The sequence below is a fragment of the Aeromonas sp. 603404 genome, from assembly GCF_049171775.1.
Taxonomy (GTDB): domain Bacteria; phylum Pseudomonadota; class Gammaproteobacteria; order Enterobacterales; family Aeromonadaceae; genus Aeromonas; species Aeromonas veronii_A.
Window position 1 is genome coordinate 574,182 of record NZ_JAAKPE010000001.1, and the last position, 19,499, is coordinate 593,680.

Sequence of the window (19,499 nt, forward strand, 5' to 3'; positions counted from 1 at the left end):
TGTGTGTTCGCGCTTCTGATTGATTTTTCAGGGTTTAGTGCCGTTCTGGTGAGGTGAAAATTCCGAAGACACTTTCATCGTTCACCCAAACCTGACGTTGTTCAATGGCCTGCTGGTACATTATCTGGTACAAAATACCCCATGAGAGTGGTACAAAATTTTAATGGGGTAGCAATGGCGTTATCAGATAGCTGGCTTCGAGGGGTGAATGGTAAACCATATGCTGGCCCGAGCGAAGTGAGCGACGGTGATGGGGTGAGTGTCCAGGTCTCACCGAAGGGGTAGTTGCGTTCCAAGTTCGGCATGTGGTCGACGGGAAGCGGGTTCGGACCTCTCTTGGTCGGTACCCGGTTCTGACCTTGCGAGAGGCCCGGATAAAGGCCGATAAGCTCAAAAGCGGTGTTGCGCGGATCAGTGCCTCGGGCGACGAGCCTACGCCTGCAGCCTTGTTTGATGAGTGGTTCGAGAAGTACGTGATGCGGGAGTGCCGAGAAGGCACCCAGAAATACTATCGCTATACCTTCTCGTCAGTGAAGAACCGCTTGCCTGACCGGCCAATCAACCAGATCACCATGGACATGTGGTTGAGCTATTTCGATACCATCAGTGAGCGGGCACCAGGGGTAACCCGGGCTGTGATCACGGCATTGAAGGCGTGCTTCAACTGGCAGGCTCGCCGCGGCACGATCTACATGCCCAACAGATGAGTCTGCGGGCCAGGGATGTTGGCGCTCCCGCTAAGACCGGTCACCGGGTGTTGACGGTGCCAGAGGTTGCGAAGATCTGGCGGGCCATTGAGGCCAGTCGGACTGGCACCGGCAACAAGGTGATTCATCTGCTCTGCCTGGTCTATGGGGGCAGGCTTTCCGAGGCCAGAACGCTCAGGCGTCAGGACCTGGATTACGAGTCTATGGTCTGGACCGTGCCGGCGGAGATCAGCAAGACCGGCAGGCCTATCCGCCGCCCCATCACATCGGTGGGCAAGCAATTGTTCGAACGAGCCGCCATGGCGTCGGTGGACCCGGTCTATCTGTTCCCAGGTCAGGGGGAGGGGAATGGTCCGCTAGAGATCCACTCATGTAATCGGTTGGTGAGCCGCTTGCGCAGCAGCCTAGGGATCCCCCATTGGCGGATTCATGATGCTCGTCGAACGCTGTCGACCAGGCTATCGGAATTGGGGGTGTCGCCCCATATCACCGAAGTGATGCTGGGGCACACCCTGACTGGCGTGATGGCTGTTTACAACAAACATGACTGGCTTGAGGATCAAGCGGCTGCCTATGAGTGCTGGTGGACAGTGATCCAGCGGGAGCTAGGCGTTGCCACTGATCCGGTTGTGGCTGTCAATCCAGGCCATGATGTGTGACTTTATCCAGCGCAGTGGCTGGTGGTCGATGGGTTTGGGAAAGGTGGTATCCCTCATGCGCAAGTGTGTACAGATCTAGTTATCACCTGACACCGGCCTCAAGCCGGTGTCTTGTTTACGCTACTTTAGAGCGCACTTCCTTCGGTATCAATTTCAGACCCTTCTTGAACATGCTGTAGGGCGTCAGTCCCTCCATCATCCTGCTCTGATGCGGCCGCTGGGTGTTGTAGTGCGCCAGGTAGCTACCCAGGTCTGTCTGCATCTGCTCTACCGACTCATACCAGGTCGTCCTCCCCTTGATACGGAAGTGTTCATCCAGCAGTGTGCGATGCAGCCGTTCGATAAAGCCGTTGCTCTGCGGCCTGCGTACCTTGGTTGTCCGGTGCTCAATCCCCTCCAGTTGCAGGAACAGCTCGTAGGGATGATGGTCTGGGCGCCCACAGAACTCGCGCCCGTTATCCGACAGAATGGTATAGACCCGTGCCTCGTGGGCCTCGGAAAACGGCAGTACCGTTTCATTGAGCACATAGACCGAGGTCACCGGCAGCTTGCTGATGTAGAGCCGTCCCCAGGCGTGGCGGCTGTAGCAGTCCAGCACGGTTTGCAGATACACCTGCCAACCCCTTGGATCGCGCCGACGAAGAAGGTGTCGACAGCCACCAGTTTTCCGGTGTAGTGGACCTCAATCTGATGTTCTCGAAACTCTGGGCTGAGACGCTCGAACAGGCGAATTTACTCGTCATTGAGCTCAATGGTCCGCTCCCGGTGCGTTTTCTCAAGGCGCAGCAAGCGGTCGTGTTTGGAGAGCAAGTCGTGCCGTTGCCACACGCCACGCACACCGCCCGCACTGACGTTGATGCCTTGCAGAGCCAGTTCTTGTGCGACCCGCTGCGGGCCATGAGTTGGTCTGGTGAGGGAGTAATCGAGGATGGCCTGTTCACTCTCGGGCGCAACCCGGTTGGGATGAGCCCCTTTACAGCCGGGCAATTTGTCGAGCAATCCCTCGGCGCCATAGGTCTGGTAATTACGGCGAATTTCGTAGAACTGCTGACGGCTGTAGCCGATGAGCTTGCAGGCTTTGCTGACATTATTGAGCTCTTTGGCAAGCTCTAGCAGGCTGAGTTTACGACGTGCTACTTTCTCGTTGGTGGTCATATGGTGACTCAAGATAACACGGTAGGGGTACCGTTTTGTTATCCGGTTTGAAGCCGTATGACCACTCCCTTTTGTGGGCAACTGTCAGGTGAATACCATTTCCATACAGCATAACCTCTCGCCTGTTTTTCATATCTGAAACCTCTTCAGCCATCCGAAGCACCGCGCGACTGCATTTAGCTGCAATAACGAGCTTTGTTTAACACCAGTGTGCGGAACCTTATGGTGTCGCGACTGCTCGCACATGCTGTGCGATGATCGCTTTTATCCTTCTACGCCGGTTGGGTGTATCCCGGCAATGCCATCGAGCAGCAGGTCTTGTTCGCGTGAAAGAGGCCCGGTTGAGCGGTAGTAGGGATACAAGGGCTCTATAAGCCTCTTTGCACTGCTTTTTGCAAAACCGTGATGAGGTAAACCATGGGATTAATGACTAGATTTATCAGTAGCAAGGAGTAAAACGACACCCTTGCATCATCACAAAACAGCATGGGACAGGGATCATGAACAAAGCGCAGGAAGCCGGTTCGTGCTCGCTTCAGGTGGATCTCAGACAGGTCGTTTATGCCTTGTCTGCGTCACTGGATCTGGTAGGAATTGGCGATGTGGCCCATGGTAAACGGGTCGGGATCATGGCGGCCGAGTGTGGTCGGGTATTGGGGCTGGATACAGCTGAATGTTGTTTGTTGTTTGAGCTCGGCGTGCTGCACGATATTGGTGTCTCCTCGACCATCACCCATCACCATCTGGTTAGTGAGTTCGATTGGGAGTCCTCCCAGCGTCACTGCGAGGTAGGATATCAGCTGCTCAAGGATTTCCGCTTGCTGGCCCCGTTGGCACTGCCTATCCGTTATCATCATACCCACTGGCATCTCTTGCGCGAGATGGCCGATGCGGACCCCCAGGTTGCTCGTCAGGCCAACCTTATCTTTCTGGTGGATCGTTGCGATGCGCTGACTGCCCCATTCTATGGCGATGGCTCATTGTTAATGCATACACACGAGATCCGTGCTCGCCTGCAGGATTGCCGTGACGAATTCTTTGCCACCGATCTGTTGGATGGTTTTCTCCAAGCCTCTCGCTCGGAGGCGTTCTGGTTGCAACTGGAGGCGCGAGCCATCAATGATTACATGCACGAGATGCTGAGGCAGCGGGAGTCCTGCATCACCGATAATGGTGAGCTAAAAGCGTTGGCCAGGATCTTCTCGGGTATCGTTGATGCCAAAAGTCCATTCACTATGACGCACTCCCTCGGAGTGAGCCGTCTTTCGCGTGCCCTGGCTGAGCGGCTGGGGGTTAGTAGTGTCCATTGTGACATGCTCGAAATTGCAGGGCTGTTGCATGATCTCGGCAAGTTGAGGGTTCCTGATGAAATATTGGACAAACCTGCCGGCTTGACGCCGGAGGAGCGGGCAATCATCAATACCCACAGTTTCGAAACCTACCAGATCCTGCGTCATATCGAAGGGTTTGAGGAGATAGCCTGCTGGGCGGCCTATCACCATGAGGAGCCTGACGGGGAGGGCTATCCGTTCCATCTGCCGGCATCCGCCATGGCGCTCGAAGCGCGCATCCTGCGGGTAGCCGATATTTTCCAGGCCATGGTGCAGGACAGACCTTATCGACGTGGGCTGCCTGCTCGTGATGCTCTGGCCTTTATGCAACAACTGGCGGCTCAGGGTCGGGTAGATCCTGTCGTGGTGGCGACGTTAGCGGATCATCTGCCACAGATGATGGCTGCGGCCATGCCGGCCAATGAAAACAGATATGCAATCGGTTGATGGGGGAGGAGAGGCTGACCCATCCGGCAGTGAGCCAGCTATGCTTGGAGCAAGCCGTGCGTGGTGCCGGTACTGACGCGCAAGACGCCAGCCTGATTGGACTATGGATAGGGGAATTGATATGGAATCGCTAAAAGCCAGGGATTATATGCAGAGCAGACCCATTACCTTCACTGCAGACATGATGGTGCAGGCTGCGGTCGAGAAATTTTTGAACAGTCATCAGTTGGGAGGGCCAGTGGTGGATGGGCAGGGACACTTGATCGGCTGGATCTCCGAGCAGGATTGCATTGCAGTGATGCTCAAGGAAGCTTATCACTGTGAGCAGGTCGCTCAGGTCAAGGATGTGATGCGCAAGGAGGTACTGATGGTTGAGCCAGATACCAGCATCCTCACCCTGGCGGAGATGATGATGGGACAGAAACCCAAGATCTATCCGGTGGTGGAGGAGGGCAGGCTGCTCGGGGTAATCAATCGCCATAATGTGATGCAGGCTATCCATGCCCAGTTGACCACCTGTTTTGTACACAATCACGGCTAAGGGCTGACCGGATGCAACATGCAACAGAAGCAGGCCAATGGCCTGCTTCATTGTTTTGGGAGATGGTGCGTTCACCCATCCGTAGCCTGGTATGGAGGCTAATTTGCCTCTCCAGTGTCTCATGTTAAGGCTTGCACCTGCTGTCTGTGCTCTTTAGGATCTCCCCCAGCTATCGATATGGCCCCCTTGTCGGGCACTCTTTTAAGGAATTCGTACCTTGTCTCTCTCTATCGAGGCGCTGCGCCGCCGTCTCTCTGCCTGCATGAACCTCGACGCCCGCCGTCTCTCCAGCCGTCTGCACGGTGCCAAGAAGTTGCCCGAGGGCAAACAGGCTGCGGTACTCGAGACCATTGCCGCCGATCTGGATGCCGCGCAAGCGCGCTATCAAACCCGTCTGGCCGGAGTGCCCAAGGTCACCTATCCGGACAACCTGCCGGTCAGCCAGAAGCAGGCTGAGATCGCCAAGGCCATTCAAGAACATCAAGTGGTGATCATTGCAGGGGAAACTGGCTCGGGCAAAACCACCCAGATCCCCAAGATTTGTCTGGCGCTTGGGCGCGGGGTGAAGGGCTTTATCGGCCACACCCAGCCGCGCCGTCTGGCAGCCCGCACCGTCGCGGCCCGTATTGCCGAGGAGATGGAGTCCGAGCTCGGCCACTACGTGGGCTACAAGGTGCGCTTTACTGATCAGGTGAGCGAGCAGACCCACATCAAGCTGATGACTGACGGTATCCTGCTGGCCGAGATCCAGAACGACCGGATGCTCACCCAGTACGACACCATCATCATCGATGAGGCCCACGAGCGCAGCCTCAATATCGACTTCATCCTGGGCTATCTCAAGCAACTGCTGCCCAAGCGCCCCGATCTCAAGGTGATCATCACCTCGGCCACTATCGACCCGCAACGCTTCTCCCGCCATTTCAACAAGGCGCCGGTGATAGAGGTCTCTGGCCGCACCTATCCGGTAGAGGTGCGCTACCGCCCGCTCACCAGTGATAAAAGTGAAGGGCTGGAAGAGCGCGATGAGCTGCAGGGGATTTTCGATGCGGTGGAAGAGCTGGCTAGAGAAGGTTTAGGAGACATCCTCATCTTCATGAACGGTGAGCGGGAGATCCGCGATACCGCCGATGCCTTGCGCAAGCTCAACCTGCGCGATACTGAGGTGCTGCCGCTCTACGCCCGCCTCTCCAACGCCGAGCAGAACAAGGTGTTCCAGCAACACGCCGGACGGCGGATCGTGCTGGCTACCAACGTGGCGGAGACCTCGTTGACGGTGCCAGGCATTCGTTACGTCATTGACCCGGGCACTGCCCGTATCAGTCGCTACTCCTGGCGCACCAAGGTGCAGCGCCTGCCCATCGAGCCGGTTTCCCAGGCCAGTGCCAACCAGCGTAAGGGTCGTTGCGGTCGGGTGGCGGACGGTATCTGTATCCGTCTCTACTCCGAGGAGGATTTCAACGGCCGTCCGGCCTTTACCGACCCCGAGATCCTGCGCACTAACCTGGCCTCCGTCATCCTGCAGATGCTGGCGCTCGGCCTTGGCAATATGGAGGCCTTCCCCTTCGTCGAGCCGCCGGAGTCCCGCCATATCAAGGACGGCCTGACCCTATTGAAAGAGCTGGAGGCGGTGCGCGAGCTGCCCGCCACCGGCGATCGTGAAGCCAAACTGCAGCTGACCGATATCGGTCGCCAGCTCTCGCGCATCCCCCTTGATCCGCGTTTGGCGAAGATGGTGATCAGCGCGGCGCAGACCGGCTGCCTGAGCGAGGTGATGGTGATCACGGCCGCTCTCAGCATTCAGGATCCTCGCGAGCGGCCCATGGAGAAGAAGCAGGCCGCCGACGAGCAGCACAGACGCTTTGAGGACAAGGAGTCCGACTTCCTCGCCTTCGTCAATCTGTGGAACTACCTGAAAGAGCAGCAGGATGCCCTTGGCAGCAATCCATTCCGCCGCATGTGCCAGAAGGAGTTTCTCTCCTACCTGCGGGTACGCGAATGGCAGGACATCCACTTCCAGCTGCGTCAGACGGTCAAGGAGCTGGGTTTTAAAGCCAACCAGGAGCCGGCGGATTTCAAGACGGTGCACTGCGCGCTGTTGACCGGCCTCTTGAGCCACATCGGCAACAAGGATCTGGAAAAGCCCGAGTTCCTTGGTGCTCGCAATGGCCGCTTCCACCTCTTCCCGGCCTCGGGCCTGTTCAAGAAGCCGCCCAAGTGGGTGATGGCCGCAGAATTGGTTGAAACCTCGCGCCTCTACGCCCGCATCAATGCCAAGATTGAACCCGAATGGGTGGAGCCGCTGGCAGGCCACCTCATCAAGCTGCACCACAGCGACCCTCACTGGTCGAAGAAAAACGGCGCCGTAATGGCCAAGGAGAAGGTGACCCTCTATGGCCTGACGCTGGTCAACGAGCGCACCATCAACTTCAGCCGTATCGATCCGGCGCTGTGCCGCGAGCTGTTTATCCGCCGCGCGTTGGTGGAGGGGGATTTCGAGACCCGTCACCGCTTCTTCAGCGACAATCGCAAGCTCCTGGCCGAGGTGGAGGCGCTGGAGCACAAATCCCGTCGGCGCGACATCCTGGTGGATGACGAGGACTTGTTCCGCTTCTACGATGCCCGTTTGCCGGAGGAGGTGATCTCCGCCCGCCACTTCGACAAGTGGTGGAAAGAGGTGCAAAAGCAGGATCCCGAGCTGCTCAACTTCGAAAAAGAGATGCTGATGAAGGGGGATGCCGCTCACATCAGTGATCTCGACTACCCCAACTTCTGGCAGCAGGGACGCCTCAAACTCAAACTGACCTATCAGTTCGAGCCGGGAGAGGCAGCCGATGGCGTGACCTTGCATATTCCGCTGCCGCTCTTGAATCAGGTGGAGGTGAAGGGGTTTGAATGGCTGATCCCGGGGTTGCGTCATGAGCTGCTGGTCGCCCTGATCAAGTCGATGCCCAAGCCGATGCGCAAAAACTTTGTGCCGGCGCCGAACTACGCCGATGCGCTGCTCGCCAGCCTCAACCCCGAGCAGGGGCCGCTGCTGGACGAGATGGAGCGCCAACTTCGCCGGATGACCGGCGTGACCGTGCCCCGCGAATCCTGGGACTGGACTGCTGTGCCCGATCACCTGAAACTCACCTTCCGGGTGGTGGACGACAAACACAAGAAGGTGGCCGAAGGGAAAGATCTGGAGGCACTTAAAGAGTCGCTGCGTGGCAAGGTGCAGGAGACCCTGTCACAAGTGGCGGACGATGATATCGAGCAGTCCGGCCTCACCCTGTGGAGCTTTGGCGAGCTGCCGCAGGAGTACAGCCAGAAGCGCGGCGGCTTCGAGGTGAAAGCCTATCCGGCACTGGTAGACGAGAAGGATTCGGTCGCCATTCAGCTGGTGGAGAGCCCGGTGGCCCAGCAACAGCTGATGTGGGCAGGCCAGCGCCGACTGGTGCTGCTTAACGTGCCATCTCCTATCAAATACCTGCAGGAGAAGCTGCCCAACAAGGCCAAGCTCGGACTCTATTTCAACCCGTTTGGCAAGGTGGCGGAGCTGATAGATGACTGCATCGCCTGCGGCTGCGACAAGCTGATCGAGCAACATGGCGGGCTGGCCTGGGACGAGGCCGGTTTCGAGGCGCTCAAGGAGTATGTCCGCGCCGAGCTCAACGATGCGGTAGTGGAGGTGGCCAAGCAGGTGGAAGCCGTGCTGACCCTCTCCCATGAGATCAAGAAGCGGCTCAAGGGCAAGATGCAGCTCGACACCGCTTTTGCCATGTCGGATATCCAGCAGCAGCTCGGCAACCTTATTCACAAAGGTTTTGTCACCGAGACCGGCTGGCAGCGGTTGCCTGATTTGCTGCGCTATCTGCGCGCCATCGAGCGTCGCCTGGAGAAGCTCGCCATCGATCCCAACCGAGATCGGGTCTACATGCTCAAAGTGCACAGCGTGGAGTCGGAGTACAAGGCGCTGCTGGCCAAGATCCCCAAATCCCAGCTTATTCCCACCGAGGTGGTCAATATCCGCTGGATGATTGAGGAGCTGCGGGTGTCGTTCTTCGCTCAGAATCTGGGGACCCCTTATCCGGTCTCCGATAAACGGGTGCTTAACGCCATCGCTCAGTGCTAAGCTGCTATCTAACTGTTTTAACAGCATGATAGCGGGTGATGAGAAGGGGTCGCCGGTCAGGTAGCCCCTTCAAACCGCAAATCAGGGAGGCAAGGATGCTGGGGATCTGGTTGAGTGTGGCGCAGGTGGTGATCAGCGGTTATCAACCCATCGCGGAACAAACCTGGGTGCAGTTGAACCCGGAATATTACCCGCTGGCGCGCACGCCGCCTGCGATGTTTGTGGCTTGGCGTGGAAATCAGTTTCCGCCGCTGGCCCAAAAGCAGAAGCATGGTCGCTGGCAGATCCTCTTTCCCGCTCGGCTGGTCCCCCCTTTCGATCTGTTCGAGGGGGAGGCGCAGCTCTCCAAAACCTATCTGGCAAGACTGCGGCGCATCGACGAGATGGCTTACGGGGTCGCCCCCGGCCAGGTCGCTGCAACCGTGCAGCATGGCAGTGTTTCACCTTTTGAGCCATCGCAACCCATAGCGCCCTTTATCGCCGAGTTCAACGTTCCTCGTGCCATGCCGGTTCAGTTGGCGGTCGCCCCCCGCTACGAAGCAGAGCCATTGCTGGCGTTGCTTGGTGCCGCAGTTGGCGAGAGGGGGAGTCGCAGTGATGGTCTGCTGGCGGCCAGCGTGTCATCTGATAGCACCACACTGACACTCTCTGCGCCGGCGGTTGGCGAGGGGCGCTCAGTGTGCCATCGGGTCGCGGCGGGTGAGACGCTGTGGCGCATCGCCAATCAGCTATCCAGCAGGGTGGGGGCAGATACTTACAGCTATCTGCTGGCCTTGGCCGCAGAAAACAGGGCGGGCCTTGGTAACAGTATCCGGGTCAAAACCGGGGAGGGGCTCTACTGTCCTCGCGCCGAGACGCTTGCGCAGTTTGATGCGTTGAGTCCGGCCCAGCGGCAACAGCAATTTGCTCGTCTTGAGCAGGGGCGTTAAAGCGCGGGATGAGCCTTGTATCCGCTATTGGCCCATGGTAGTATTCGCGCTCGTTTTGCGAGGTGCTGACCGGTCGCAGTCTGCACCATACATTCCTTTAAAAGAGATACACACTATGTCTTTCGTATTCCAAGCTGAAGTCCGTTCTGACCTGGGGAAAGGTGCGAGCCGCCGCCTGCGTCAAGCTGACCAAGTTCCTGCCATCGTTTACGGTGCAGGCAAAGAAGCCCAGTCCATCACTGTTGACCACAAGAAATTCATCCTGGCCCAAGAAAAGCCGGAATTCTATGAGTCCGTACTGACTCTGGTTATCAACGGCGAAGAAGTTAACGTGAAAGTGAAAGCTATCCAGCGTCACCCGGTACGTTACAAGCTGGTTCACCTGGACTTCGTTCGCGTTTAATCACGAACCGTCAGGTAGCAGAAAAGCCACTCTCAGGAGTGGCTTTTTGTTATCTGAAGCATGAGAAGGGGATCTCACGGCCCCCTTCTTTAACGACCCAGTTGCTGCAATGCCTGTTGACAGCGCCGCTCCGCGGCATCCAGCTCCAGCAGCACCATCCTGATATCTTCCATCTGCTGCTGCAGCGTCTCCCGCTTCTCGGTAACCAGCCCGAGCATGGTTTGCAGCTGGGTGCGGCTGCTCTTGTCGGCATCATACAGATCAAACAACTCCCGGATCTCGGCCAGACTGAAACCGAGTCGCTTACCACGCAGGGTCAACTTGAGACGAACCCGATCCTGCTTGCTGTAGATGCGGGTCTGCCCTTCTCTGGCGGGATTGAGTAACCCTTGATCCTCATAGAAACGGATGCTGCGCGTCGTAATATCAAATTCCCGAGCCAGTTCACTGATGCTGTAGCTCCGGGCTTCATCCTTGTTTTTGTTCATATAAACTTCTTGGCGAGCTAAATCCTGCTGGCACCTTACCTAAACGTAAACTGCACTGCAACTCTTGTTCCCATGGCATAGAAAACCTATGTTATGACCATGTAACTAAAAGAGGCGGGCAAATGGATATTGCAATTGTGGCGGCAAAACGTACGCCAATGGGGGCGTTTCAAGGGGCACTGGCAGAGGTGGCGGCCCCGGAGCTGGGGGCCTGTGCCATTGCCGCTGCGTTGGCACAGGGCGGGCTTGTTCCCGAGCAGATCGATGAAGTGTTTATGGGCAATGTGCTCTCGGCAGGTGTGGGACAAGCGCCGGCAAGGCAGGCGATGTTAAAAGCGGGATTGCCAGAGAGTGTGCCTGCTACCACGGTCAACAAGGTGTGTGGCTCCGGCATGAAGGCGGTGATGCTGGCGGCAGATTCCCTTCGTCTGGGCGATAACAAGGTTGTGGTGGCTGGGGGGATGGAGAGCATGAGCAGGGCCCCCTATCTGCTGGATAATGCCCGCAATGGTTTTCGGATGGGCCATCAACAGCTGTTTGATCACCTTTTCCTCGACGGATTGCAGGATGCCTATGATGGCCAGTTGATGGGAATACACGCCCAGCGCAGCGCCGATCATGCCGGTTTGACCCGCAGTGCCATGGATGAGTTTGCCCTTGCGTCGTTGCAGCGTGCCCGCGCTGCGCAGCAAGCCGGCGCGTTTGCATCCGAGCTGGCAAGTGTCTATCGCGGTGATCGCTTGTTGCTGGCCGAAGACGAACAACCGGGCAAAGGGAGGCCGGAGAAGATCCCGACCCTGAAGCCTGCATTTGGTAAAGATGGCACCATTACGGCGGCCAATTCGAGCTCCATCTCGGACGGCGCGGCGGCGCTGATATTGATGGATGGTGCCACTGCGCAAGCTTGGCAGGTACCTGTACTGGCGCGGATCGTCGGTTATCAGAGCCATGCGGCATTGCCGGCCGAGTTCACTTCCGCTCCCGTTGGCGCAATATCCAGACTGCTGGCTCGTCTCGACTGGTCAGTGGATGAGGTTGACCTGTTCGAAGTCAACGAAGCCTTTGCCATGGTCACCATGCTGGCCATGAGCGGGTGCGGGATCCCCCATCACAAGGTGAATGTTCATGGTGGCGCCTGCGCATTGGGTCACCCGCTTGGCGCGAGTGGAGCACGTATTCTGGTGACGCTGATCTCGGCATTGAGGTTGCGGAGAGGGAGACGAGGCATTGCGTCTCTTTGTATCGGTGGCGGAGAGGCGACCGCTATTGCGGTAGAGATCCCTTAATCGCCGGTATCCATCGCTTGCAGTTGCTCGTTCACCCAGGTCGTTGCCGCGAGATAAAGGTGGCTTACCTTATCTTCATTCAACCCCAGGCGGGCTGTTCGGGCCGTGACTTTGGGCCAGTTGGCATTCTCGTAGTCTTCACAAAATGCGAGATAGAAACCGAGAGTGCCTTTGCGCTCGAGCAGCGCCAGCCGGATATCCTCGATCAGGGGGATAGTCCCCAGCAGCTTGTCCATCGGCTGCTCCATAAGCACATCCAGTAGCGAAAAGAGACCGGTGATAAACGCTTGCTGAGCCTGCAGGGTCGGCGCATGGGTATGCGCAAGCAACTCGCAGAAACGGGCACGGATCATCGACATCTGGTAGAGCTCGGCACTTTTCCCCTTGCCTGCACTGGTCGCAGCCACCAGTGAAACAAAACGCTTTAGCTGGGTATTGCCCAAGTATATCGCAGCCTGGCGAAACGAGGAGATGGGGTTGGCATGGCCTTTGAGATGATTGACATAGCGCAGCAACTTGAGTGACAGAGAGATATCCTGGCTGAGCAGTTGCTCGATCTTGTTGATATCGGGTTCTGTCTCGTTGACCACATTGAGCAACTGCATGACCACGACCTGGGCGGGCTCCATAGTGGCTTGTTTGACCATCTCGGGGCGGCTGAAGAAAAAGCCCTGAAACAGCTGGATCCCCAGCTTTTTGGCTCGTTCGAACTCAGCCTTGTCCTCAACTTTTTCTGCCAGATAGGTGAGTCCCAGCGCCTGATGGCGCTTGATGAACACCCTGATCTGCAACAGGGGCGTGTCACGCAGATCAAACTTGATGATGTGGATAAACGGGAGGAAGCGCTCCCAATCCGGCGACATGGTGAAGTCATCGAGTGCCAGCTGATAGCCCAGTTTGTGCAACTGCTTCACCTTTTCCAGCAGGGCATCATCCGGAGGGGCATCCTCCAGAATTTCGATCACCACCTTTTCGGGTGGCAGGCACTCGGCCAGTCCTTCCAGTAACAGTGAGTGGGGAAAATTGATAAAGCAGGGGCGGCCACCCAACAGCTGATCGATATTCTGTTGCAGAAACTGCTCGACCACCAACCGGGAGGTGGCTTGTTGTGAGGAGATGCTCGGGAAGACATTATTCAGGCTATCGCGAAAGAGCAGCTCATAGGCATGGGTATTGAGGTCTCTGTCGAGGATCGGCTGTCTGGCTACGTAGGAATACATGCCTTGCTCCAGTATGGGTACTGGGTTGATTTTATGGTGTTGCAGAACACTATGCCAGTTTTGACCCTGTTCGGTAAGGCAATAATTGGCATAGTGTTTTTCTGCAGGGAGGGAACTTAGAAGAGATAACTCATTTGGGCGCCAGCCAGCCAGGCATCTCCCTCGGAGGTGCCCTGGAAGGTGGAGGTGCTCTGCGGGTTGCCCGGTTGCAACTCCATTTTTTCAGTAACATCAACCTTCTTGCCATCGATCAGGGTTAACCCCAGATCCATGGTCAGGTTGGGGGTGAACTGATAACCCATCCCCAGGCTGTACCAGATCCGGTCGGCATCAGGAATGGAGATAGTACGGCGATCCGCTGGTACCGGGCTCGCATCGTAAGCAACTCCCGAGCGCAGCTGCCACTGGGGAGTCAGTTGATAGGTCATCCCGATCGCATAGCGCCAGCTATCTTCCCAGTGTTCATCCTTGATATGCATGTTGGGCAGTGTATCCAGATCGGCTTCCAGCTGGACAAATTTGCTCCAGTTGGTCCAGTTCAGGCTGCCATGGATCGCCAGTTTTTCGGTCAGCTGGTGAAATGCAGCAAGCTCTGCCGTTGCGGGTAGCGGAAGATCCAGAGAACCTGTGTCTTTTAGCTCCTTGCCGTTGGGCAGGCCAAGAATGGCATCACCCGAGAGTGTCAAATTGACATCGTGGCGGTATGAGAGCCCAATCCGGGTTTGCTCCGACAACTCCAGCAAGGTGCCGACATTCCAGCCCCATGCCCAGCCATCCCCTTGCAGATGTTTTGCTATCAGATTGCGAGAGGGGAAGGTGCCACCGACTTCGCCCTCGCCCTGAATAGCAGAGATCCCTGCGCCAATTGACCACATCTCATTGATGCGATAGGCAAGAGAGGTTCCCAAATCCATGGTCTTGATATCGGAAACATTGCCAAAGTGGCCGGCACTGTAGTTATCCGGCATCTTGATGCCAAGACCATAGTAAGAGGTGGCCGAGAAGCCGAGGCGCCACTGCTCATTCAGCGGGATGATGAGATAGGCGTTGGGCACCCAGGCCGAGGCCGCGATATCGTGTGCACTCGCATCGGAGGTGACGATGCTGGCTTGCGTCGGCAAACGTGTGTGGCCTTCGATATTGACGTCAGGGCTGACATAGATAGCTCCGCCAGACAGCGCCATCTGATCGAAACGGGTCATGGCTGCGGCATTGCGGGAGAGTACGCTGGCGTTATCCGCAATGGCGGCTTCACCGGCAAAAGCGCGTCCCAGGCCCGTGGCGGATTGTTCAGCCAGCTGGAACCCGGCGGCATGGGTTTGACCCGCGATCACCAGCAGGGCGATGGCGGACGGTTTGATGATGGAATGCATGGGAAAATCCTTGCTGTTACCCGAGGTTTCAATAGGTCATATGGATGGAGGCAGGATTTTATATGGTATGACCAGTAAGGCAACGCTCATGGTGGTTATCCGGAGAAAACAAGATTTAATGCTGGGATGATGTAGTCTAATAGCTTGATTGAAAAAGAAAAATAAACACGTGTGTGCTACAGCTGTGCGCTGAAACTGTTTTTTCGGATAAAAAAAGAGCGCCTGTCGGCGCTCTTTTCGGTGGCGTTCTAATCAGAACTTCATATTGAACTGGGCAGAGGCCAGGAAGGCATTGCCGTGGGAGGAGCCTTTCCAACGCAGAGGGTCTGAGTGGTTACGCAGACCTTCGTTGACATCAACCTCTTTACCGTCCAGATAGGCCATACCAAAGTCAATGCTCATATCAGTATTGATATGGTAGGTCGCGCCAGCGCTATACCAGACACGGTCAGAATCCGGGATGCTCAGGCTGCGGTATTCGGGCTCGATTGGGCTGTTGTCATAAGCAAAGCCGATACGCGCTTCCCAAGCCGGGTTGATATACCAGGTACCGCCGATTGAGTAACGAGTAGAGTCTTTAAACTTCTCATCCTTTTGCAGACATACGCCGCCAGCGCATTGGCCGCTGGTTGCTTTCAGCTCCTGGAAGGCACTCCAGTCAGTCCAGTTGACAGAGTAGTGAACGGCGAATTGCTGATTCAAACGGTGATAACCGGCAAACTCGGCCTGAGCAGGGAGATCCAGTTTCAGATTGCCGTCAACAGTGCGGTTCCCTGAAGTGAGCCCCTGGAAGTCACCATCAAAGCTCATATCGACCTGTGAACGGTAGGTCAGAGCAAAGCGATGGTTCTCATTGACTTCGTACAGAGTGCCAACGTTCCAGCCAAAGCCCCAGGTATCGCCTTTCAGGTGAGCCAGGCGAGTATCTGTTGCCAACGGGCCACCCTGGCTCGGTGGGTTCAGCGGACCCAGCAGACCAGCATAGCGGTTGAGTTCGGCAGCACCGTAAACGGCGTTGATACCGGCACCCACACTGAAGTGCTCATTGATGCGATAGGCGATGTTCGGGTTGATATTGAGAGTCATCAGCTCGGTATCACCGGCACCGGCACCAGCCGGGAAGGTTTTGGAGTACTCGGTAGATAGCCCGTAATTTGAGAAGAGGCCGATACCCCAAGCCCACTGGTCATTCAGCGGCTGAATAAAATAAGCGGCAGGAACGAATGCTGACGGAGCAATACCTGATTCGCTGGCAGGAACTGTACCCAGAGGCGTAGCAACGCTGCCATTCACATCGACATCCGGCTTGATGTAGGTGCCGGAGACAGAAACCGCCATCTTGTCGAAGGTGGTCATGGCAGCCGGGTTACGGGCCAGCACGGAGGCGTTGTCGGCGATAGCCGCTTCACCGGCATAGGCGCGACCCAGACCGGAGGCCGAGTGCTCGTTCAACTGGAATGCCGCGGCATGGACTTGACCGGTGGCCAGCGCGATGGTGGCGGCAATCAGGCTCTTCTTGAAAATAGTTGTCGTCATGGTGTTCTCTCTTGTAGGCAGATTTTTTTGCCGATATTGGCTGCACGTTCAATGCAAACCTCGACAAAATCCGTTTTTATTTCAGCTTCTTCCCAATCAATTCTGGCGTGATTCTATGGATCTGGTAGGAGGTAAGAAATCAGACCAGTGACAGCAGAATACATAAAAGTGATCGATGTGTTAATCATTTGTTTTAACTTGCTGTTTAATTCATCATTTCCAGGGTCTAAAGGCGGAATATTGACCTGGATTGCCGATCTCCGTCACAAAAATAATTTTGTCAATTTTTCGAAATCTTGAGGCAAATGAGTGACAAAGGGGAGTAAACAGGGAGGGAACAGGCAGCGTCTCGTGACCGCCGCCTGCTATTGAGGATGGCTCTGAGGTTGTTAACCAGCGATGTTAAATGTCCCACTGCAGACGTGACTGCAGGGCGTTGGCAACAGGGGCAAGTGGCTCTTTCATCTCGCCAATCAGTACCATATTGGCGCCTTTGAGCTGGACTATCTCCCCTTTGAGGGTGCCATCATCAAAGGTGTCCTGTTGCAGGGTTAATGGCACATGTTTGGGCACTAAAAAGAGAGTGACTGGCCCCATCTTTCCCTGGATCACCATGTGCAAGGCCGGTCCCTGATAAAACGAGCAGTGATTGACATAGGTCACCTTGAGTCCATCCATCCCGCTTAAGGTGGCGCCATACTTCTCCATCTTGGCATTGATGCTATGCAGATTGACCTGCTCATCGACACCTTCAATAAAGGGTTCTTCACCATAGACATGAGCCATCGCCACCTGTGCGAGGGAGAGGGCCGCAGGAGCCGTTTCTGGCAGCGTGATCCAGCGGGTGCTCATTCCCAGCAGGAAGGCGACCGATGCAGCCAGGGCGATCTGGCGCCAGGATGTCGATGTCCGGATCTTGACCGGTGCCGTGCCAAGGGGGCGGGATGGCGGCATATCATCTGGCGCGTCACTGTCTTGCAGCATGGCTTGCCTGAGCAGGATCCGCTCGGCCAGTCCGGCGGGAACCTCTACCTGCATGGTGCGCTTGAGGCTTCTGTCGAACTGCTTCATCTCGTCGAGGTAGTTCCGATTGGCCTGGCTTGCTTCAGCAGTTTTGAGAAAGTCCGGTTGTTGATCGTTGGGCTGGATCATGGCGTTGCGGCGAAATTCGAGTTCATCCATGTCCGTGTCCTCTTGCTTGGTTCTTCTGCTCCATCGCCTCCTTGATCTGGTTGCGGGCGCGAAACAGTCGGGTCATAACGGTGTTCTTGTTGAGGCCGAGCATCTCGGCAATCTCCTCACCACTGAATCCTCCCACGACTTGCAGCAGCAGTGGCTCCTGATACTCCTCGGGCAACCGGGCGATGTGACGGTGCAACCACTCGTTCTCCATCTCCTGTTCGCTGTGCAGCGCATCGTGCTGGGGTTGAGGGTGATCGTCGAGATCAATCAGTTCCAGCTGTTTGCGTTCAAAGCGGCGGGCGTTTTCCCGTCTGAGGATGGTGATCAGCCACCCTTTGGCTGCCTTGTCATCCTGCAGGGTGTCGATAGCCTTCCATGCACGCAGAAAGGTCTCTTGCACCAGATCTTCCGCTACGTTGGGATCCCGGGTCAGCCAGTAGGCATACCGGTATAGATCGCCGTGCAGCGCATGAACCAGTGCTTCAAATTTGGTTTGTTGGTCAGCCATGGGATCAGAGACCGGCGAAATGGCCGGATCATTTCCACCAATATGCTGCTGAGCACGTTTTTTTCTAAAAAACAGCAGTGCCATAGAGCAATCCTTGTCAGGGGGCGTGGCGGCGGAAGCGGTAACTCCCGTGCGCCAGCAGGTAAATCAGGTGCGCAATACCGGCAGCTTCATCTGCCCTGAGGGTACGCGCCAGAGCGCGCCACTCGATGGGGGGGCCAGAAGAGGGTCGTGAAAAACAGGCTCGCTCGAGTGCGGCTAGCGCGTTGCCGAGCCGATTATGCCCAGCGTCAGGCAACTGGCCTAATTGATAATAGGAGACCTGCCAGCGCAAGGTCGCCCACCGGATCAGCGTCTTGCGACTGGCATCCGGCTGGTGTCGGGCAAGGGCTCGTTGCAGTTGATAGAAGGCGCGCCAGCGGGGCCCGTTGCGCCATAGCGTACGCAGCGTTATGGCCAGCACGACCCACCAAAGGCTCTCTCGCAGTGCCACCTGCGATGTCTGCTGATCAGGTTGCCGATTTGTCGTTGCCTGAAACGTCAGCGTGATGGCGGGCAGGCTGGCCTGCTCAATCCGGCCACTTTGGGTATTAAACCAGGGCAGATCAATGGGGGGCAGCTGGTAGTCGCCGCTCTGCTCCGCGACCAGAGTCTGGCGCCACTGTCGCTCAAACAGCAGCTTGCCATCTCGGTAACGCTCCTGCTGTTGCTCGCCATCGGGATGTGCCTGTATGCCGCTTGGCAGTTGATGGGCCATCAGGGGGGCAAGCTGGATCTGGCCGCTGTCACCATTTTCCATGGTCAGGGTGAGGATCCGGATCAGCGGTTCACCCACTTCCCCCTTGGAGGCCGGTTCAAGCCGTTGACTCAGGGTCAGCCGGGTGGCCACCGGCGTGGCGGGGGCCTTGTCGACCCTCACCTCGAGCGGTGCCGCGCGGGCCGATAGTTGTTGCGGCTTGCTCCCCTGCTGCGTGAGCTGCCCCTGCAAGCGGGGTGAGTCGAGGAGCCATAGCCCAGGCGCTTTTGCCTGAACGAGCCAGCTGCGGGTTAGCCGGCCTGGTAGACCAGCCTGAGCGGGGGCGATCCACTCGTCGCTACCGAGGCGACGGATGGTGAAGCTAGCAGAGCTGAGTTCGCTCAGCGCCGGGTTTTGCATACTGGTGGGCAGCCACAGTGTCAGCCGGTAGATCACCGGCTGGCCGGGATAGAGCGGGCCCTGATGCTCAAGGCTGGCCTGCATTTCGAGGGGCGAGGGGGCTGCGGGCTGTGGCAGCGCGGCTGTTTTCGCCTCTCTCAATGGCAGGGTGAGCGAGGGGGTAAACTCATTTCCGAGCTTGAGCGGGGCAATCACCACCTCGGTATTTGCAGGTGAACCGCTCTGGTGCAGCGGGATCTGCCAGCGAGTCAGTTGTTGTACCGGAGTCGTGACCCGGCTCATGGTCACTCTGCCCACTGCAAACTGGTGCAGTAGGGGGGTGATCTCCAGTTCGCTGCTCTGGCGCTCGCCATCCGCTTCGATGATCAGCAGCCAATCGCTGGGGTCAGCTCCCGGCAGCAGCTCTGCCCGGGGGGGCAGGGCCCAACCAAGTGGACTCGCCAGTGCGAGCAACAGCCCCC

15 protein-coding genes and 2 pseudogenes are annotated in these 19,499 nt (G+C 57.0%); 8 read left to right on the forward strand and 9 right to left on the reverse strand.

Features of this window, described 5'->3' with window-relative positions; genetic code table 11:
- Nucleotides 1–359: 359 nt before the first annotated feature.
- Together G5306_RS02510 and G5306_RS02515 are read left to right on the forward strand one after the other, a co-directional pair.
- A complete protein-coding gene (locus G5306_RS02510; protein ID WP_421312297.1) occupies nt 360–707 on the forward strand; it encodes a hypothetical protein in 348 nt (115 codons plus the stop codon).
- Complete coding sequence (locus G5306_RS02515) at nt 704–1,366, forward strand: site-specific integrase (RefSeq protein WP_421312299.1); 663 nt, start codon at nt 704–706, stop codon at nt 1,364–1,366. The genes G5306_RS02510 and G5306_RS02515 overlap by 4 nt, the downstream gene beginning before the upstream one ends.
- Before the next feature lie 115 nt (nt 1,367–1,481).
- Here G5306_RS02515 and G5306_RS02520 read toward each other — a convergent pair.
- Together G5306_RS02520 and G5306_RS02525 are read right to left on the reverse strand one after the other, a co-directional pair.
- A pseudogene (locus G5306_RS02520) lies at nt 1,482–2,521 on the reverse strand (IS481 family transposase).
- 135 nt (nt 2,522–2,656) lie between these two features.
- Nucleotides 2,657–2,801: pseudogene (locus G5306_RS02525) on the reverse strand (IS5/IS1182 family transposase); the annotation flags it as partial.
- 220 nt (nt 2,802–3,021) lie between these two features.
- Here G5306_RS02525 and G5306_RS02530 point away from each other — a divergent pair.
- The 5 genes from G5306_RS02530 to rplY all read left to right on the forward strand — a co-directional run bounded on the left by G5306_RS02530 (nt 3,022) and on the right by rplY (nt 10,289).
- Complete coding sequence (locus tag G5306_RS02530) at nt 3,022–4,299, forward strand: HD domain-containing phosphohydrolase (protein WP_421312300.1); 1,278 nt, start codon at nt 3,022–3,024, stop codon at nt 4,297–4,299.
- Nucleotides 4,300–4,420: 121 nt separating this feature from the next.
- Nucleotides 4,421–4,840, forward strand: coding sequence for a CBS domain-containing protein (locus tag G5306_RS02535; RefSeq protein WP_421312302.1), 420 nt, complete (start codon nt 4,421–4,423; stop codon nt 4,838–4,840).
- Nucleotides 4,841–5,057: 217 nt separating this feature from the next.
- Entirely contained in the window at nt 5,058–8,957 is a 3,900-nt protein-coding gene (gene hrpA / locus G5306_RS02540; protein ID WP_421312304.1) for an ATP-dependent RNA helicase HrpA, read from the forward strand.
- Nucleotides 8,958–9,052: 95 nt separating this feature from the next.
- On the forward strand, nt 9,053–9,886 hold the full coding sequence (locus tag G5306_RS02545; protein ID WP_227342801.1) for a hypothetical protein: 834 nt from the start codon (nt 9,053–9,055) through the stop codon (nt 9,884–9,886).
- Nucleotides 9,887–10,001: 115 nt separating this feature from the next.
- A complete protein-coding gene (rplY, locus tag G5306_RS02550; RefSeq protein ID WP_005345280.1) occupies nt 10,002–10,289 on the forward strand; it encodes a 50S ribosomal protein L25 in 288 nt (95 codons plus the stop codon).
- A gap of 89 nt (nt 10,290–10,378) precedes the next feature.
- Here the strand turns inward: rplY and G5306_RS02555 are convergent, their stop codons facing one another.
- Nucleotides 10,379–10,777 (reverse strand): MerR family transcriptional regulator, encoded by a 399-nt coding sequence (locus tag G5306_RS02555; RefSeq protein WP_216953528.1) that lies wholly within the window; start codon nt 10,775–10,777, stop codon nt 10,379–10,381.
- A 122-nt stretch (nt 10,778–10,899) separates the two neighbouring features.
- Here G5306_RS02555 and G5306_RS02560 point away from each other — a divergent pair, with 122 nt between their 5' ends.
- Entirely contained in the window at nt 10,900–12,063 is a 1,164-nt protein-coding gene (locus G5306_RS02560; protein WP_421312305.1) for an acetyl-CoA C-acyltransferase, read from the forward strand.
- Here G5306_RS02560 and G5306_RS02565 read toward each other — a convergent pair.
- The 6 genes from G5306_RS02565 to G5306_RS02590 all read right to left on the reverse strand — a co-directional run bounded on the left by G5306_RS02565 (nt 12,060) and on the right by G5306_RS02590 (nt 19,491).
- Complete coding sequence (locus G5306_RS02565) at nt 12,060–13,283, reverse strand: EAL and HDOD domain-containing protein (protein WP_216953530.1); 1,224 nt, start codon at nt 13,281–13,283, stop codon at nt 12,060–12,062. The two genes, G5306_RS02560 and G5306_RS02565, sit on opposite strands and share 4 nt — an antisense overlap.
- Before the next feature lie 116 nt (nt 13,284–13,399).
- Nucleotides 13,400–14,656: an OmpP1/FadL family transporter gene (locus tag G5306_RS02570; RefSeq protein WP_421312307.1), complete on the reverse strand. Its 1,257-nt coding sequence runs from the start codon at nt 14,654–14,656 to the stop codon at nt 13,400–13,402.
- Between the two features lie 252 nt (nt 14,657–14,908).
- Nucleotides 14,909–16,192, reverse strand: a complete 1,284-nt coding sequence (locus tag G5306_RS02575; RefSeq protein WP_227342806.1) for an outer membrane protein transport protein — start codon at nt 16,190–16,192, stop codon at nt 14,909–14,911.
- Between the two features lie 402 nt (nt 16,193–16,594).
- Complete coding sequence (locus tag G5306_RS02580; RefSeq protein ID WP_227342808.1) at nt 16,595–17,374, reverse strand: DUF3379 domain-containing protein; 780 nt, start codon at nt 17,372–17,374, stop codon at nt 16,595–16,597.
- On the reverse strand, nt 17,367–17,966 hold the full coding sequence (locus tag G5306_RS02585; RefSeq protein WP_421312309.1) for a sigma-70 family RNA polymerase sigma factor: 600 nt from the start codon (nt 17,964–17,966) through the stop codon (nt 17,367–17,369). The genes G5306_RS02580 and G5306_RS02585 overlap by 8 nt, the downstream gene beginning before the upstream one ends.
- Before the next feature lie 13 nt (nt 17,967–17,979).
- Nucleotides 17,980–19,491 carry a hypothetical protein gene (locus G5306_RS02590; protein WP_421312424.1) on the reverse strand — a complete coding sequence of 504 codons (1,512 nt, stop codon included), beginning with the start codon at nt 19,489–19,491 and terminating at the stop codon, nt 17,980–17,982.
- Nucleotides 19,492–19,499: the final 8 nt, after the last annotated feature.

What these genes read in the sequence shown, in the direction of transcription:
- G5306_RS02515 (WP_421312299.1), top strand. Translation starts at nt 704, where the DNA reads ATGAGTCTGCGGGCCAGGGATGTTGGCGCTCCCGCTAAGACCGGTCAC.
- G5306_RS02530 (WP_421312300.1), top strand. Translation starts at nt 3,022, where the DNA reads ATGAACAAAGCGCAGGAAGCCGGTTCGTGCTCGCTTCAGGTGGATCTC.
- G5306_RS02535 (WP_421312302.1), top strand. Translation starts at nt 4,421, where the DNA reads ATGGAATCGCTAAAAGCCAGGGATTATATGCAGAGCAGACCCATTACC.
- G5306_RS02545 (WP_227342801.1), top strand. Translation starts at nt 9,053, where the DNA reads ATGCTGGGGATCTGGTTGAGTGTGGCGCAGGTGGTGATCAGCGGTTAT.
- rplY (WP_005345280.1), top strand. Translation starts at nt 10,002, where the DNA reads ATGTCTTTCGTATTCCAAGCTGAAGTCCGTTCTGACCTGGGGAAAGGT.
- G5306_RS02555 (WP_216953528.1), bottom strand. Translation starts at nt 10,777, where the DNA reads ATGAACAAAAACAAGGATGAAGCCCGGAGCTACAGCATCAGTGAACTG.
- G5306_RS02560 (WP_421312305.1), top strand. Translation starts at nt 10,900, where the DNA reads ATGGATATTGCAATTGTGGCGGCAAAACGTACGCCAATGGGGGCGTTT.
- G5306_RS02565 (WP_216953530.1), bottom strand. Translation starts at nt 13,283, where the DNA reads ATGTATTCCTACGTAGCCAGACAGCCGATCCTCGACAGAGACCTCAAT.
- G5306_RS02570 (WP_421312307.1), bottom strand. Translation starts at nt 14,656, where the DNA reads ATGCATTCCATCATCAAACCGTCCGCCATCGCCCTGCTGGTGATCGCG.
- G5306_RS02575 (WP_227342806.1), bottom strand. Translation starts at nt 16,192, where the DNA reads ATGACGACAACTATTTTCAAGAAGAGCCTGATTGCCGCCACCATCGCG.
- G5306_RS02580 (WP_227342808.1), bottom strand. Translation starts at nt 17,374, where the DNA reads ATGGATGAACTCGAATTTCGCCGCAACGCCATGATCCAGCCCAACGAT.
- G5306_RS02585 (WP_421312309.1), bottom strand. Translation starts at nt 17,966, where the DNA reads ATGGCACTGCTGTTTTTTAGAAAAAAACGTGCTCAGCAGCATATTGGT.